Below are 14,826 nucleotides of genomic sequence, written 5' to 3' on the forward strand. Positions count from 1 at the left end.
ATGGAGGTTGTCGCAATGTCTTCAATTTGCTGTATAATAGGCACTCGACCGGAAGCCATAAAGATGGCTCCTGTTATAATGAAATTGAAAGAGCGTGATATGCCCTATTATGTTCTGGCAACAGGACAGCATACAGACCTTTTAACTCAAGCATTAAAGGTGTTCAATATTGTGCCAAATTGTAATTTATCCATCATGAAGGAAAAACAAAGCCTGGATTACATCACGTCATCTGTGCTGACGAAGGTGGGGGAGGTCCTAGATGATATAAGACCGGAAGTCGTTTTGGTGCACGGAGATACTACGACAACTTTTGCATCGGCCCTAGCGGCTTTTTACAGAAAAGTTAAAATAGGCCACGTCGAAGCGGGACTCAGAAGTGGCAATATGTATTTGCCGTTCCCTGAGGAAGCCAATAGGGTAATGACCGATAAGCTATCTACATTTTGGTTTGCCCCAACGAAATTGGCAAGGGAGAACCTCATCAACGATGGCTGCGATCCATCGAGAATATGGGTTACAGGGAATACAGTGGTGGATGCTCTTATGGCTGTAAAAAAGGCCGCAAGGCCCCCAAAGTTTTCATTGGACAAATTGCCGACCGGTGCTCCGATGTTACTTGCCACCGTTCACAGAAGAGAATCATGGGGTGAACCTCTCGAAGCTATTTGTAAAGCTTTAACGAAGATATTAGATGATTTGCCGGAACTTTATGTTGTCGTACCAATGCATAAAAATCCCTTGGTTCGTGAAATATGGCAAAAATATTTGGGATGCCACTCGAGAGTGATTTTATGCGATGCAATGGAATACGATGATTTCGTGTGGACAATGGATAGAAGCTCTTTGATATTGACTGATAGCGGTGGCATCCAAGAGGAAGCGACGACCCTTAAAAAGCCCGTAATAATTCTTAGGGATGTTACGGAAAGGCCTGAAGCGGTGAGCTCGGGGACTGCGGTGTTGGCCGGCAGGGAACCGTCCAAAATTATCGAGCTATCGCTTAAAATATTGCGGGATGATAAGTTCAAAGCAAGCATTCTTGCAAAAGCGGGCTTTCCTTTCGGAGAGGGAAGAGCAGCCGAAATCATAGTTGATGTCTTGAGTAATTACATAAAAACTGGTAAGTATTGATTTAGGGAGTGAGAGAAAGTGAAGACTAATCAAGAATCCGGTTTTTTGAAGATAAAAGGGGGAACCCCTCTTAAAGGGAAGGTAAAGGTCCAGGGTTCAAAAAATGCGGCCCTGCCGGTCATGGCTGCCGCGCTTTTGTTGGATAATGGTGAAGTGCATCTTCGAAATGTGCCCAAATTGCTAGACGTGCAAACGATGAGCGATTTGCTCGTCAGTTTAGGAGCAGTTGTCAAACGCGACGATCATACGATGACGATAGAAATTGAAGGCGAACCAGCTTGGGAAACACCGTCATCTCTTGTCAGAAAGATGAGAGCTTCCTCTTTGGTCTTGGGCCCTCTACTTGCTCGATGCGGAAGAGTGATTTTGCCCCTTCCGGGCGGGTGCGCTATAGGCAGCAGACCCATGGACCTGCACTTTAAGGGTCTTTCTAAGATGGGTGCGCAAATAGAGCTTGATAAAGGAGCAGTAATTGCTAGGGCCGATAAATTGGTTGGAGCGAGGATTTATCTCGATTTTCCTTCCGTCGGTGCCACGGAAAATCTTCTCATGGCGGCTGTTTTGGCAAAAGGGGAGACGCTGATCGAAAACGCCGCAAGGGAGCCCGAAATTGACAACCTTGTCAGAGCTTTAAAGTCCATGGGTGCTGCCATAGAAGGAGAGGGTACCGGGATATTGCGCGTCAGAGGGCAAAAGGAATTGAACCCCGCAACCATCGATATTATACCTGATCGTATTGAAGCGGCAACATACCTTTTGGCTGGTGCAATTACCCGAGGAGATATCACTGTAAAAGGTGTGGTTGCCGAACATCTCAATGCTCTCCTGGCTAAGCTTGATGAAGCCGGAATAGAAGTGATAAATAAAGAAAACGAATTGCGAGTCAACTCTCCAGCCCGTCCAAGAGGTCTTACGGTTAAGACCATGCCCTATCCGGGCTTTTCCACGGATCTGCAACCGCAGATGATGGCCTTGCTTTCACTGGCAGAGGGTACGAGTGTAATTTATGAAACTATTTTTGAATCACGCTTTCTCCACGCCAGCGAACTGCAAAAGATGGGTGCCCAAATTGAACTCCAAGGTAATACCGCTATTATACACGGGCAATCTTCGTTAATCGGCGCTGAGGTATATGCAACAGACTTGCGTGGAGGAGCGGCTTTAGTTCTCGCAGGGTTGGCGGCCGAGGGTGAAACCGTTGTTTACGATGTTCATCATCTCGACAGGGGTTATGAGAATATGGCCGAAAAATTGATCCTTCTCGGCGCAGAGGTCTGTGAGGGAAAGGATAATATTAAAGCGAGAAAACAATAAAAAGCAAAACGGTAGGAGATGTTATCATGTGGTTAGAAAATTTCATTCGTAGGTCAATTGCCGACGTTGAACCCTATAAACCAGGAAAGTCGATAGAGGAATTAAAGCGTGAATTGGGTTTAACTCGCGTAGTGAGACTTTGTTCTAACGAGAACCCGTGGCCTCTTCCGGATAGCGTTCTAAGTGCAATCGACGAAGCTTCTAAAATGCTAAACAGATATCCAGACGCTGAGGCTTATTCCCTTAGAAAGGCAATTGCCAGAAAATTAGGCGTTTCCGTGCAGGAAGTAATTGTCGGCGCTGGCACCGAAGGCGTTACCTTCGCGCTTTTTCAAGCACTGCTTGAGGAAGATGACGAAATTGTAATCTCCAAACCTACATACCCCCTTTACAAGTTAGCTGCATCGGCATGTGGAGCTAATTGTGTCGAAGTTCCCGTAGACCACGATATGAGAATTAGCGTCACCGATATCATGGAAGCCTGTACGGAGAAAACAAAATTGTTGGTATTATGCGATCCCAATAACCCTACAGGCCTTTTCTTACCGCGGAATGATATGCTGGTTCTTTCTTCATTCCTTAATAGACGGAACATTTTGCTGGTAGTGGACGAAGCATATGCTGAATTCGTCACAGACCCCGAATATCTTTCTGGCATAGAGCTTTTTCATGAAATTGGAAATGTCGTGATACTGAGGACCTTTTCCAAGATTTTCGGTTTGGCCGGGTTGAGAGTCGGATATGGTATCGTCCCCAAACCCATCACGAATGCCTACGCTAAGGTAAGGCGCGTTTTCGACGTCAACTCTATAGCTCAAGCTGCTGCCATTGCAGCCTTAAAAGAAGACAATTACGTTGAGAAGATCCGGGAGTTGACTTTGCTTGAAAAGGAAAAAGTTACACGTGCCCTTGTAAATATGGGCATGGAGGTTAGAGAAACGGTTACAAACTTTATTCTGATAAAAGTCAATGACGAGCAAAAGATGTTTAATGAACTGTTGAAAGAGGGCATAATTGTTCGTCCGGCCAGTGATTTGGGTCTGCAGGGGTATTTACGCGTGTCTATCGGGTTGCCCGAGGAAAACGAACAATTTATAAGCACGTTAAGAAAGTTGATGAGAAGACTTGGCGACAGAGTTTAAAGTACTTGCCTTTATAGGTCCCGCAGGGACTGGCAAAAGTCAGAGAGCGCACTTTATAGCGAGACAATTCGGGGCAGAGTACATAATTGACGACGGGCTTTTAATAAAAAATGGGAAAATATTGTGCGGTAAAAGTGCCAAGACCGAACAAAATCAGGTCAGAGCGATTAGAAGGGCTTTGTTCGAGTTTCCCGATCATAGGGATCAGGTCGTAAGGGTCCTGGAAAAATCTGCACCCGGCACCATATTGATTGTCGCTACATCGCCTGGCATGGCTTTAAAAATTAGCAAACAACTTTCGTTGCCCAATCCAGAGCGTTATATCTACATCGAGGAAATCGCTACAAGGGAGGAAATTGAACAGGCCTTAAGGGAACGTCGTGTAAAACGACAACATGTTATTCCAGTAACGTATGTCCAGGTGAGAAGAAATTTTGCGGGCAAGGTGGTGGGTCGACTTAAGACCTTTTGGTCCTCTCATATGCGAGGATCGGATGACGCGGAGAAAACGATAGTCAGACCTCCTTTTAGTTACTATGGAGAAGTCGAGGTAGGGCCTTTAGCTATAGAACAAATTGTTAGACGAGTGGCCTCTCTTGGAGCGCAGGTGTATGAAGTTAAAGAGGTAAGAGTAAAGTCTGACAACGATGGAAAGGTATCCCTAAACGTCTCTTTAGTTGTGTCTATTGGCAAATACAAATTCATTGAAGTCGGCCGAAAGGTGCAGCGTAGAATTTTTTCGGTTTTGCCATTTTTGACTGGATTGGATTTGGGTGAAATTGACATTTTGATCGAAGGATGGAGGAAAAGCGATGTCTGAAACTCTCTATCTTTTATCTGGGAAGGAGATCGACAAAAAAGTAGACGAAACTTGGAAAATTCTTGAAGAAAAAGTCAAGGAATGTAGAAAATGTCCTCTCTCGGAAAACAGGACTCAAAGCGTATTCGGGGAGGGATCGAAAAAAACCGAACTGATGTTCGTCGGAGAAGGGCCTGGAGCTGACGAAGATTTACAGGGCTTGCCTTTCGTTGGAAAGGCCGGACAGTTGTTGAATCAGATCTTCGCTGCAGCAGGCATCGATAGGAGTGAAGTTTATATCACAAACGTCGTCAAGTGCAGGCCTCCCCAAAACAGAGTTCCCACAGTTGAGGAGTGTTCGGCATGTAACGATTATCTTTTTGCTCAAATTTCCTTAGTACAGCCGAAAATTTTGGTTACTTTAGGGAATACGCCAACTAAGTGGTTGCTTAAGACTACGCACGAAGGGATTACACAGCTTAGGGGAAAGTGTTTCGATTGGTATGGGATTAAACTTATGCCAATGTTTCATCCCAGCTACCTGCTCAGAAATCAATCGCGCAAGGTCGGCAGTCCTAGGCATTTGATGTGGCAAGATATCCAGGAGGTAAAGGCTCGGTGGGACGAGATAAGGCAAGCGGCGAAGCAATAATGCCTTCCCATGTTGCCATAATTATGGATGGCAACGGGCGGTGGGCGAGACAGCGGCATTTACCCAGGATAATGGGGCACTACGCAGGAGTAAAGGCCGTGGAGAAGACTGTAATGGCTGCCCTTGAAATGGGTATACGGTATCTGTCCCTTTTCGCTTTTTCTACTGAAAATTGGAGACGTCCCAAGGGAGAGGTTTTAGGCCTATTTGGGCTTTTCAGATATTACATTAAATGCAAGGTCAAAAAGCTTGTGGAAGAAAACATTCGCCTTCGCTTTTCCGGACGCATAGATAAACTTCCGGAGGATCTGAGGGATTTGGCCCTTTGGGCCGAGAAAGAAACGGAGGCAGGAGATAAACTGGATCTCATCCTGTGCTTAAATTACGGCGGAAGGCAGGAAATCATAGATGCCGTAAATAAAATTTTGGCTGCCAAAACAGACTGCGACGATGTCTTGGAGATCGATGAGGATTGTTTTAGAGGCCATCTCTACCTTCCCGATGTTCCCGATCCTGATTTAATAATCAGGACTAGCGGAGAGAAGAGGTTGAGCAATTTCTGGCTTTGGCAGTCTTCTTATAGCGAACTTTATTTTACCGATTGCCTTTGGCCTGAATTCGATGAGGGCAAATTGCGTGAAGCTGTCGAAGAATATCAGAGGAGAGAGAGACGTTACGGAGGAATCAGATCATAAATGGGAGAACTAAAAATTCGCGCAATTAGCGGCATCGTAATAGTTGCTTGCATACTTGGGGGAATCCATATCGGTGGGATTTTTTGGCTTCTGATAGCCTCAGCGATCGCCTTGGTTTCTTTATGGGAATATTACGGACTTTTCTCCAGTTTCTCTCATATATCCAAGGGCATAGGCTTGATCGCAGGAGCGATAGCGATATATTTGGCCTATAAAGGGTGTTCCTTTACGGCCCTTACATTATTGCTCATTTTACAATCGTACGTCGTGTTGGCTATCGAATTAATCAGGAAAATCACCATAAATAAAAGCTATGCACTCTTAAACGTAGGGGGAGTGTTAAGCGGCCTCATGTTGGTTGTCCTTCCATGGTCTTTCCTGGTCCTACTTAGACAGAGGCCTATAGGTATACAATTATTGTTTTCTCTTTTTTTATGCACCTGGAGCTGCGATGTGTTTGCTTACTTAATTGGCAGCAAATTAGGAAGAACACCTTTTGCTCCTTACATAAGCCCTAAAAAGACACTGGAGGGGTTCATAGGAGGTCTTTCGGGAAGCATTTTATGTGCTGCTATCATTTCATATTATTATAAAATACCCCCTGTGCCGTGGATTTTGTTGGGGGCAATGGTTGGCGTTGCGGGTCAAGTAGGGGATCTTTTCGAATCCCTTTTCAAGAGAGAGGCGGGTGCTAAAGACAGCGGCTCTCTCATACCTGGACATGGAGGTTTCTTGGATAGGTTTGACAGCATTTTGATTAACTCAACATTGATCTTTCTGGCCTTTGAGGTGATATTAAATTGAGCCAAAAAAGATTAGCTGTCATTGGTGCTACGGGATCCATTGGAAGGGCTACATTAGATGTTTGCAGACGGTTTCCGGAAGAGTTTGACGTCAGAGCCTTGGCAGTGAGGTCTAATATCGAGGAGCTTAAAAAACTTGTCGATGAATTTAAGCCTAAATACGTAGTGATCTACGACGATGTCGCTGCATCGAATTTCGCTTTATATGACGAAAGCGTAAAGGTTTTAGTTGGACATGAAGGACTGATGCAGCTTATAGATGAAGGGATGGATCACATTGTTTTTGCTTCTTCCGGAACGGAAGCCATAGCTGCTTTATCGGCATCTTTAGATCGAAAGATAGAAGTATCATTGGCCAATAAAGAAAGCTTGATAGTCGCCGGTCCCTGGATAATGGAAAAAGCATCCCTTGCAGATCCCCTGCGTCCCATAGACAGCGAACATAATGCAGTATGGCAGTGCTTGCTTGGAGAAGACTTGAATGAGATCGAGGAGATTATACTGACGGCCTCCGGAGGTCCCTTTCTGCACTCTTCCTATGAAGAAATGAAGCTGGCCACACCCTCAAGGGCATTAAAACACCCTACTTGGAGCATGGGCTCTAAGATTACCGTAGATAGTGCCACGTTACTTAATAAAGGATTTGAGGTAATAGAGGCAAGTTATCTTTTTGCCCTGCCAATCGAAAAGATAAATGCAGTAGTTCAGCCCGACTCCCTTGCGCACGGCTGTGTGAGGTTTAGCGACGGGAGTGTGAAGATGTTTTTAAGTGAGCCCGATATGAGGATTCCAATATCCTTTGCCCTTTCATACCCAAAACGTTTAAAGATAGGGCATCTATTCCATAGATTGGCCATCACTGAGAAATGGAAATTGGATTTTTTACGACTGGATGAAAATAAATTTCCATGTTACTCCCTGGCAAGGAGGGCATTGCAGATGGGGAATGCCTATCCGCCCATAATTGTTGGCGCCGATGAAGTTGCCGTAGAAGCCTTTGTAAAAGGAAAAATTTCTATAGTTGATATTTTCCCTCTGTTGGAAAAAGTTCTTTTGTCTTATAATGGACCGTCAAATTTAAACGGCTTGGAAGAAGCGATTTCTCTTGTTGAATTTGGTCGACGCATAGCTAGAGAACTATGTCGCCTTTTTAGCGAAAGGAGATAAAAAATTAATGTTTGCCCTTGTTTCTTTCATAATAGTAATAGGTGTGTGTGTAGTTTCCCATGAATTTGGACACTTTATTTCGGCTAGGTTGCTAGGAGTTCAGGTCCATGAATTTGCCTTTGGCATGGGCCCTGCGATATATAGAAAAAGAAAAGGGGAAACACTCTGGTCTATAAGGGTATTTCCCATAGGCGGTTTTGTGCGGTTAGCTGGGATGGGAGAGGCTGTGGAGGGCGAAGTTGAAGATCCCGAAAGGAGCTTTAGCGCCAAAAGCCCCGCACGAAGGTGGCTTATTTTGGCGGCCGGATCCATAATCAACATTTTACTCGCAATTGTTATTGCCACCCTCTTCCTCTGGGGCCATGGAGTGCTAGACATGGAACACGCCAGAATCGGCGAGCTCATGCCCGGTTATCCTGCCGAGTCGATAGGGCTTCTACCGGGAGATACGATTGCGTCTATAAACGACAAAAAAGTTACAACTTGGTTGGAAATGGCCACAACTTTAAAGAGCAACGCAGACAATCCGGTAACGATCGAAGTGGAGCGTCCGGAAGTGGGACGGCTCGTCTTTCGAAATGTATTGTTAAAACCCGATCCTGTCACCGGAGCTTATATATTGGGGATAAAACCTGGGCAGATAAAATACGAAGGGCTCTCCGCCATTCAATACTCGCTAAAATATTTATGGGAGATGACGAAAAACATTTTCAGCGCCCTTGTAAATTGGGTATTTGGCGGGCAGAAGATAGATGTTACCGGGCCAGTTGGGATAGCGGAAATGGCGGGCGAGGCAGCAAAAAGCGGAGTATGGACATTTTTATTTTTCCTGGGAATAATCAACTTAAACTTGGGTTTATTCAACCTAATTCCCTTTCCGGCTCTTGATGGTGGTAGGTTGCTTTTCGTAACCATCGAAATGATCTTTCGTAAGAAAGTTCCCGAATACATCGAACAAAAAGTACACTTTATAGGAATGATGGTGCTTCTCGCCTTAATAGCATTAATTACATGGCAAGATATAACTAGGATATTTAACAGGTGATCCAGATGTCAACACTACGGAAGAGGGTTGCTATAGGAAACCTAATCATAGGGAGCGGTTTCCCCGTCCGAGTGGAGAGTATGCTCAAAACTCCGATTACCGATGTAGAAGCATGTAGGAAGGAGATAGATTCGCTGGCTGAGGAGGGATGTGAACTTCTTCGCGTGGCTTTCCCTAATATTAATTGCCTTCCATACCTTAGGGATATTTTGCAATTCTCGAAAGTGCCGATAATGGCTGATATTCATTTCGATTTCAAGCTAGCTCTTGCAGCGCTTGAGACCGGTTGTATGGCTATTAGGATTAACCCTGGAAATATGCCGAAGGAGGGCCTCGTTGATATAGTCAACTTGGCAAGGGAGAGAAAAGCCGTTATAAGGATAGGATCGAACAGCGGTTCGTTAAGCAATGTCCAAATAAGGCAGTCTTACGGAAATAAGGCTAAAGCTCTTTTTTTGGCCGTTAAGGAGCAACTTCAAATGCTTGAGGACATGGGATTTGAAGATATCATTCTTTCTTGTAAATCGACATCCATAACCGAAACGGTCAACGCAAATTTATTGCTTTCCAAGCATTTTCCCAAATACCCCCTTCATATCGGGATCACGGAAGCTGGGGTAATGCCCGATGGGTTGGTCAAATCGGCAGCAGGTATGGCATTGCTTCTGACGCAAGGCCTTGGGGACACGATGAGGATAAGTTTGTCCGCTCCGGCCGTAGAGGAGGTAAAGGCCGGTTACGCCTTACTTAGGTCGCTGGGATTGAGAAAAAAGGGAGTAGAGATCATTTCGTGTCCTACGTGCGGAAGAAAGCATTTAGATGTAGCTAAAATTGTGGAAGACATAAGCCCCTTATTAAAAGGGCTTCCGGATGGTTTGATCGTTGCCGTTATGGGATGCGAGGTAAACGGACCGCGGGAAGCCAAGGAGGCCGACGTGGGAATAGCAGGAACTCCTAACGGAATTGTGATATTTAAAAAAGGAAAGGTGGTTGAGCAAATAGATAGGGATGATTTTAGCATAGAGAAGGTAAGTGCAATCATCAGAGAGTTGTTATAGATTATTATATCTTGACAATGCGTAAAACACATATAAGATAAAATTAATAAAACTCTAAACCGAACATTAGGAGGATAGCGTATGGCACAAATTGTAGACACCAATAGCTTTAGACAGGGAATGATGATAAAGTGGGAAGACAGCATTTGGGAAATTGTAGACTATCAGCATCATAAAATGGGCCGAGGAGGGGCAATCGTCAGGACGAAGCTTAAAAACATATATTCCGGAACGATAATAGAAACCTCTTTTAGAGCTGGAGAAAGGTTTGAAAGGGTTGTCTTTGACGAAAGGGAGGCCCAATACATATATAAAGAAGGAGACAACTACGTCTTCATGGATTTGGAAAATTACGATCAGATATATATTCCTGCCACACTGCTTGGTGACAAGGCGATGTATTTGAGCGATAATTTAGAGGTTACGTTGAGGCTTTATGAAGGCAATGTAGTTGGAGTGGATCTTCCGAATACTGTCGCCTTAAAAGTTGTCGATACTCCTCCGGGCTATAAGGGCGATACCGTTTCAGGGGGAGGAAAGCCGGCGACTCTGGAGACTGGCCTGACTGTTACCGTTCCAATGTTTGTGGAGGTTGGAGATGTCTTGCTTATAGATACCCGTACCGGCGAATATTTGGAACGCGATAAGAGCAAGGGGGTATAGCCTTGAATTTAGAAGAAAAGGCTCGAAGGATGCAAATGTTGTTATCGGAAATCTCCGTGCCGGATACATGCAAAGACATAAAAGAAGCCTGGATAGAGCTCCTTGATGCTCTTTTGAATGAAATAGAATCTTTACACGTAAAAATTAAAAATCAAGATGATAAGATCGAAAAACTTACATCCCTTTGTTCCGAGTTCGATATGGATTTGAATAATTTAGAGGAAGCAGTTGATGCCTTGTATGAATACTTTGAAGAAGATGCAGATGTGGAAGACGTGGAGCCTGATTATTATGAATCGATGAGCTGTCCCGGATGCGAGCAGGTGTTTATGTTTAATCCAATGCTTCTTGATGAAGACGAATTCCTAATATGTCCCAATTGTGGTCTTTCAATCAACCCTGATGAGTTAAATAAATAAGGAGGGATATAGTTATGGACGAAGAAAGAGAGAAAAATTTAAGTGATTTACAGGAAAGCACCGATAAAGACTCATACGATGGCAAAATTCAGAATGTCAATGAGTATGGCACTGAAGAAGAAACGGCTCAGGAAGAGCCGGTTTTAGAGGAAGCGCAACCCCAGGGCGAAGTAGTTATTGCGGAAGAGGTAATATCACAAATGGCTATTGAGGCTCTAAAAAGCGTCCCCGGCGTTTTGCCCGCCAGTTCTGGATTGGTGGCTAATCTACGCTTGGGGCGAAGACCAACTAGCGGAGTTAAGATAACCATCGAAGAAGGCACTCCAAACGAGGTAGTGGTTGATACGTATATATCAGTTAAGTATGGATTAAGAATCCCTGATATTGCTTGGGACGTGCAAGAGGCCATAAAAAACCAGATCGAAAATTATACCGGTTATATAGTTAAAGCAGTGAATGTTCATGTGCAGGGAATCCATTTTGCGGAAAATAAGCTACAGGATCAATATGCGGATAATATCCAATAGCAGCAACTTTGATATAAGATACCTGGATTTGCAGATTAAATTAAATATTTAAAAGGAGCCATATAAGATATGGAATATCTTTGGCGTAGGGGCAAATTGGGGGAACTCTGGCTATCGAAGGAGGCTATTACTTCCTTGGCAAATACTGTAATGCCGCCGGAATATAAAGCCAGAGAGGCTACGTTGCAAGGAGATGACAATGTTGCTAATGTCATCGTAGTCGCCCCGCATTCTGGAGATCTCGCAGTTAAGAAGGAGTTGCAGGATAAACTTGTTAGCCTTTTTGCCCCTCTAGGCTTGAAGGTAAAGATTTCTTGGACATCCAAAGAAGAAAGCTTCGATGCCCCTGCATTGATGAATAAGCTCAGAAAATATCCAATTTTTTGGGGCTCTGTGGTTGCAATCATAGCGGGTATATCGCAACTAGGTTTAAAAGGCCTTGGCCTTTGTATTTTATTCGGTTTCATAGGATGGGCAATTGCCGGTTTAGTACTAAGCGGTAAATTGAGCGATCTCCTTTCATCTCTCATTGACAAAAGACACTAAGACGGGAGGCAAGATAGCTTGTCTTTGCTTCAACAGCAACGTCGAAGAGCGAGAGAAATAGCTTTACAATTGTTGTATGCACTAGATATCAGAAATGACCAAACGCCTGACGAAGCCATGGCACTCTTTCCTTTCGATGGAGAATCGGAAGAGGTCATGAATTATGCAATTTGGCTTGTCAAGGAGATATGGGGAAAGAGGGTTGAAATTGATAATTTAATACGGATGCATATAACCGGATGGCGACCTGAACGAATGGTTACCGTCGATCTTGAGGCTATAAGATTGGCATTGTTCGAGGGCGTCTATAGCAAGGTCGTTCCCATACCCGTAGCCATTTCGGAAGCTATAGAATTGGCTAAACGCTTCGGGACTGAGAATTCGGGACGTTTTGTTAACGGCGTATTGGGCAAGATTGTTAGATCCATTGCCGAAGTCGAAGGAGATGGCAAAGATGTCGAGGGAAATGCCTCTGCTTAACAATTTGCCAAAGACATCTAATGTAATATCTGTAGATGAACTTACGTTTTATTTAAAGGATCTGATCGAAAAGGATCCGATTCTCCGGAACGTTGCCGTTAAAGGAGAAATAATCGAAATAAAAAGACATAATAGCGGCCACGTATATTTTTCGATCGGGAGCAAACAATCCAGATTATCTTGCGTGATGTTTAAAAGCAATGCTAACTACATTCCCCTTTGGCCTCAGGCAGGTGATGAGGTGATAGTGCAGGGATACATTGGTCTTTATCCTCCTCAAGGTGCATACCAGTTATATGCTCGAAATATCCTTCCCTTGGGAAAGGGAGCTCAAACAAGGGCAAAGGAAGAATTAAAAAAAAGGCTTGAGAAGGAAGGCTTGTTTGATCCTCGAGTCAAAAGAAAGTTGCCTCCTTATCCGAATAAGGTTGGAGTTGTGACTTCGCAAACTGGTGCTGCCGTAAAAGATGTCATTAAGGTCGCAAAAAAACGTTTTCCACAGTGCCGAATATACGTATTTCCTACGTTGGTACAGGGCATAGAAGCCCCACAGGATATCGTTAGGGCAATGCAATTAGCTGCAACGAAGGAGCTGGACATCCTGCTTTTGGTCAGAGGAGGGGGAAGCCGGGACGATCTGACGCCTTTCGATGACGAGAGAGTAGTGCGAAGCATTAGGGCCTGCCCTTTTCCGGTCGTCACAGGGGTAGGTCATGAAATCGACTGGACGTTGTCCGATTTAGCTGCCGATATGCGCGCTCCTACGCCTTCGGCGGCCGCAGAAAACGTCTTTCCCGATCGCATAGAGCTTTATAAACAAATAAGGCACATGAAGGCCAGGCTGTTATCTCTTGTTTTACATAAATGCCAACAGGTATCTAATTTGTGCGAAAGACAGTTGGCTAGATTACAAAACATACTTAAAAACCTCTATCTTCATCCCGCCGGTATTGAGATTGCGCGGCTTACCCAAAACCTTTCAATGAACATGAACAAGATTATATCCTCTTTGAAAGAGCGACTGACTCATTCAGCGGCTTCTCTGGATGCCCTGTCGCCTTTAAAATGTCTTTCTAGAGGATGGATAACTTGCCTTTCCAAAGATGGCGAAACGGTTGTCTCCTTATCCCAGGTTGCAGTTGGAGATGAAGTTTCCCTCTGCATGATAGACGGAAGGGCCAATGCTGAGATAACATCCATCCATTTTAAAGAAGAATAACAATTAAAAAACAAGGAGTGACTTCAATTGTCCACGCCCGAGCCAATAAAGTGGAAGAACGGCTCATTATATCTATTGGATCAAAGAAAAATACCGTTTGAAATATCTTACGTTAAATGCGTAAACTACATAGATGTTGCCGAAGCCATTGAAGACATGATAGTTAGAGGGGCACCGGCAATAGGGATAGCGGCAGGTTATGGAGTGGTTTTGGCTGCCGAAGGGGGAATTTGCGGGGTTCAAAGTGCCATTGAGCGCCTTTCAAAGACCAGACCCACTGCGGTGAATCTTTTTTGGGCTCTTAAGAAAATGGAAGAGGCAACGGCAAGTTTTTTAAAGGCGACAGATTGCAAATACTCGAGCAGCGAATCGGTCGAAGCAAAGCTAAAAGATTATTTGCTTGAAACAGCTAACAAAATTCACCAAGAAGAAATACAGATAGAGAACTTAATCGCCTTTTACGGTCAAAGACTTTTGCCTGAACGTTGTAATGTTCTAACACATTGTAATGCAGGATCCCTTGCCACGGGCGCTGTGGGCACAGCTCTTGGAATCATAAAAATGGGCAAGGCTATGGGAAAGGATGTAAGGGTTTACTGCGACGAAACAAGGCCTTTGCTCCAAGGAGCCAGGTTATCGGCTTGGGAACTATGGATGGAAGGTCTGGATGTAACGGTGATATGCGACAACATGGCGGCCTTTTTGATGAAGAAGGGCGGAGTGGATCTTGTAATAGTGGGTGCTGACAGAATAGCATCAAATGGCGATACGGCAAATAAGATAGGTACTTATAATCTGGCTCTTTTATGTCGTCATCACGGGATTCCTTTTTATGTGGCGGCTCCAAGAAGCACCATAGATATGGACTTGGTCGATGGGGAAGCCATACCGATAGAAGAAAGAAGACCCGAAGAAGTGCGCTCCTTTGGCGGTGCAAAAATCTTCCTCGATGATATTTCCGTATGGAATCCTGCCTTCGACATTACTCCGAACGACATGGTTTCTGGCATAATAACAGAAGTTGGTATACTAGAGAAACCTTATAAAAGATCGATACTTGAAGCGGCTTCCAAGTCTTTGTGTTTGGAAGAAATAAAGAAGTCCGAAGAGTCAATTGGAAAATGGAGAAAGGGACGTTAAAATTTGCAACGAGATAACAAATC

17 protein-coding genes are annotated in these 14,826 nt (G+C 44.3%); all 17 read left to right on the forward strand.

Annotated features, from left to right (window positions below; genetic code table 11):
- Positions 1-15 precede the first annotated feature (15 nt).
- The 17 genes from wecB to mtnA all read left to right on the forward strand — a co-directional run bounded on the left by wecB (position 16) and on the right by mtnA (position 14,803).
- Positions 16-1,134: a non-hydrolyzing UDP-N-acetylglucosamine 2-epimerase gene (gene wecB, locus HMPREF1705_RS08555; protein ID WP_242603574.1), complete on the forward strand. Its 1,119-nt coding sequence runs from the start codon at positions 16-18 to the stop codon at positions 1,132-1,134.
- Positions 1,135-1,152: 18 nt separating this feature from the next.
- The gene (gene murA / locus HMPREF1705_RS08560) at positions 1,153-2,448 is read left to right on the forward strand and encodes a UDP-N-acetylglucosamine 1-carboxyvinyltransferase (protein ID WP_057940931.1); all 1,296 of its coding nucleotides are present in this window, start codon (positions 1,153-1,155) and stop codon (positions 2,446-2,448) included.
- A gap of 26 nt (positions 2,449-2,474) precedes the next feature.
- The gene (gene hisC / locus HMPREF1705_RS08565) at positions 2,475-3,590 is read left to right on the forward strand and encodes a histidinol-phosphate transaminase (RefSeq protein WP_057940932.1); all 1,116 of its coding nucleotides are present in this window, start codon (positions 2,475-2,477) and stop codon (positions 3,588-3,590) included.
- Complete coding sequence (locus tag HMPREF1705_RS08570; protein ID WP_057940933.1) at positions 3,574-4,410, forward strand: Asp23/Gls24 family envelope stress response protein; 837 nt, start codon at positions 3,574-3,576, stop codon at positions 4,408-4,410. The genes hisC and HMPREF1705_RS08570 overlap by 17 nt, the downstream gene beginning before the upstream one ends.
- Positions 4,403-5,041 (forward strand): uracil-DNA glycosylase, encoded by a 639-nt coding sequence (locus tag HMPREF1705_RS08575; protein WP_057940934.1) that lies wholly within the window; start codon positions 4,403-4,405, stop codon positions 5,039-5,041. Before HMPREF1705_RS08570 ends, HMPREF1705_RS08575 begins: the two co-directional genes overlap by 8 nt.
- The gene (gene uppS, locus HMPREF1705_RS08580; RefSeq protein ID WP_057941031.1) at positions 5,041-5,736 is read left to right on the forward strand and encodes a polyprenyl diphosphate synthase; all 696 of its coding nucleotides are present in this window, start codon (positions 5,041-5,043) and stop codon (positions 5,734-5,736) included. Before HMPREF1705_RS08575 ends, uppS begins: the two co-directional genes overlap by 1 nt.
- On the forward strand, positions 5,737-6,540 hold the full coding sequence (locus tag HMPREF1705_RS08585; protein ID WP_057940935.1) for a phosphatidate cytidylyltransferase: 804 nt from the start codon (positions 5,737-5,739) through the stop codon (positions 6,538-6,540).
- Positions 6,537-7,706 (forward strand): 1-deoxy-D-xylulose-5-phosphate reductoisomerase, encoded by a 1,170-nt coding sequence (dxr, locus tag HMPREF1705_RS08590; protein ID WP_057940936.1) that lies wholly within the window; start codon positions 6,537-6,539, stop codon positions 7,704-7,706. Before HMPREF1705_RS08585 ends, dxr begins: the two co-directional genes overlap by 4 nt.
- A gap of 7 nt (positions 7,707-7,713) precedes the next feature.
- The gene (gene rseP, locus HMPREF1705_RS08595; RefSeq protein WP_057940937.1) at positions 7,714-8,751 is read left to right on the forward strand and encodes an RIP metalloprotease RseP; all 1,038 of its coding nucleotides are present in this window, start codon (positions 7,714-7,716) and stop codon (positions 8,749-8,751) included.
- 5 nt (positions 8,752-8,756) lie between these two features.
- Positions 8,757-9,809 carry a flavodoxin-dependent (E)-4-hydroxy-3-methylbut-2-enyl-diphosphate synthase gene (gene ispG, locus HMPREF1705_RS08600; RefSeq protein WP_057940938.1) on the forward strand — a complete coding sequence of 351 codons (1,053 nt, stop codon included), beginning with the start codon at positions 8,757-8,759 and terminating at the stop codon, positions 9,807-9,809.
- Between the two features lie 81 nt (positions 9,810-9,890).
- Positions 9,891-10,472 carry an elongation factor P gene (efp, locus tag HMPREF1705_RS08605; RefSeq protein ID WP_057940939.1) on the forward strand — a complete coding sequence of 194 codons (582 nt, stop codon included), beginning with the start codon at positions 9,891-9,893 and terminating at the stop codon, positions 10,470-10,472.
- A gap of 2 nt (positions 10,473-10,474) precedes the next feature.
- The gene (locus HMPREF1705_RS08610; RefSeq protein ID WP_040348042.1) at positions 10,475-10,891 is read left to right on the forward strand and encodes a hypothetical protein; all 417 of its coding nucleotides are present in this window, start codon (positions 10,475-10,477) and stop codon (positions 10,889-10,891) included.
- Positions 10,892-10,905: 14 nt separating this feature from the next.
- Positions 10,906-11,418 (forward strand): Asp23/Gls24 family envelope stress response protein, encoded by a 513-nt coding sequence (locus tag HMPREF1705_RS08615; protein WP_057940940.1) that lies wholly within the window; start codon positions 10,906-10,908, stop codon positions 11,416-11,418.
- 69 nt (positions 11,419-11,487) lie between these two features.
- On the forward strand, positions 11,488-11,964 hold the full coding sequence (locus tag HMPREF1705_RS08620) for a hypothetical protein (protein WP_009201180.1): 477 nt from the start codon (positions 11,488-11,490) through the stop codon (positions 11,962-11,964).
- A gap of 18 nt (positions 11,965-11,982) precedes the next feature.
- Entirely contained in the window at positions 11,983-12,444 is a 462-nt protein-coding gene (gene nusB / locus HMPREF1705_RS08625; RefSeq protein ID WP_050767858.1) for a transcription antitermination factor NusB, read from the forward strand.
- The gene (gene xseA, locus HMPREF1705_RS08630; protein ID WP_111089600.1) at positions 12,419-13,663 is read left to right on the forward strand and encodes an exodeoxyribonuclease VII large subunit; all 1,245 of its coding nucleotides are present in this window, start codon (positions 12,419-12,421) and stop codon (positions 13,661-13,663) included. The genes nusB and xseA overlap by 26 nt, the downstream gene beginning before the upstream one ends.
- A gap of 27 nt (positions 13,664-13,690) precedes the next feature.
- Complete coding sequence (mtnA, locus tag HMPREF1705_RS08635) at positions 13,691-14,803, forward strand: S-methyl-5-thioribose-1-phosphate isomerase (protein ID WP_009201177.1); 1,113 nt, start codon at positions 13,691-13,693, stop codon at positions 14,801-14,803.
- The last annotated feature ends 23 nt before the right edge of the window (positions 14,804-14,826 follow it).

It is taken from the genome of Acetomicrobium hydrogeniformans ATCC BAA-1850, assembly GCF_000160455.2.
GTDB classification, from domain to species: domain Bacteria; phylum Synergistota; class Synergistia; order Synergistales; family Acetomicrobiaceae; genus Acetomicrobium; species Acetomicrobium thermoterrenum.

What these genes read in the sequence shown, in the direction of transcription:
- wecB (WP_242603574.1), top strand. Translation starts at nt 16, where the DNA reads ATGTCTTCAATTTGCTGTATAATAGGCACTCGACCGGAAGCCATAAAG.
- hisC (WP_057940932.1), top strand. Translation starts at nt 2,475, where the DNA reads ATGTGGTTAGAAAATTTCATTCGTAGGTCAATTGCCGACGTTGAACCC.
- HMPREF1705_RS08575 (WP_057940934.1), top strand. Translation starts at nt 4,403, where the DNA reads ATGTCTGAAACTCTCTATCTTTTATCTGGGAAGGAGATCGACAAAAAA.
- uppS (WP_057941031.1), top strand. Translation starts at nt 5,041, where the DNA reads ATGCCTTCCCATGTTGCCATAATTATGGATGGCAACGGGCGGTGGGCG.
- HMPREF1705_RS08585 (WP_057940935.1), top strand. Translation starts at nt 5,737, where the DNA reads ATGGGAGAACTAAAAATTCGCGCAATTAGCGGCATCGTAATAGTTGCT.
- rseP (WP_057940937.1), top strand. Translation starts at nt 7,714, where the DNA reads ATGTTTGCCCTTGTTTCTTTCATAATAGTAATAGGTGTGTGTGTAGTT.
- ispG (WP_057940938.1), top strand. Translation starts at nt 8,757, where the DNA reads ATGTCAACACTACGGAAGAGGGTTGCTATAGGAAACCTAATCATAGGG.
- efp (WP_057940939.1), top strand. Translation starts at nt 9,891, where the DNA reads ATGGCACAAATTGTAGACACCAATAGCTTTAGACAGGGAATGATGATA.
- HMPREF1705_RS08615 (WP_057940940.1), top strand. Translation starts at nt 10,906, where the DNA reads ATGGACGAAGAAAGAGAGAAAAATTTAAGTGATTTACAGGAAAGCACC.
- HMPREF1705_RS08620 (WP_009201180.1), top strand. Translation starts at nt 11,488, where the DNA reads ATGGAATATCTTTGGCGTAGGGGCAAATTGGGGGAACTCTGGCTATCG.
- xseA (WP_111089600.1), top strand. Translation starts at nt 12,419, where the DNA reads ATGTCGAGGGAAATGCCTCTGCTTAACAATTTGCCAAAGACATCTAAT.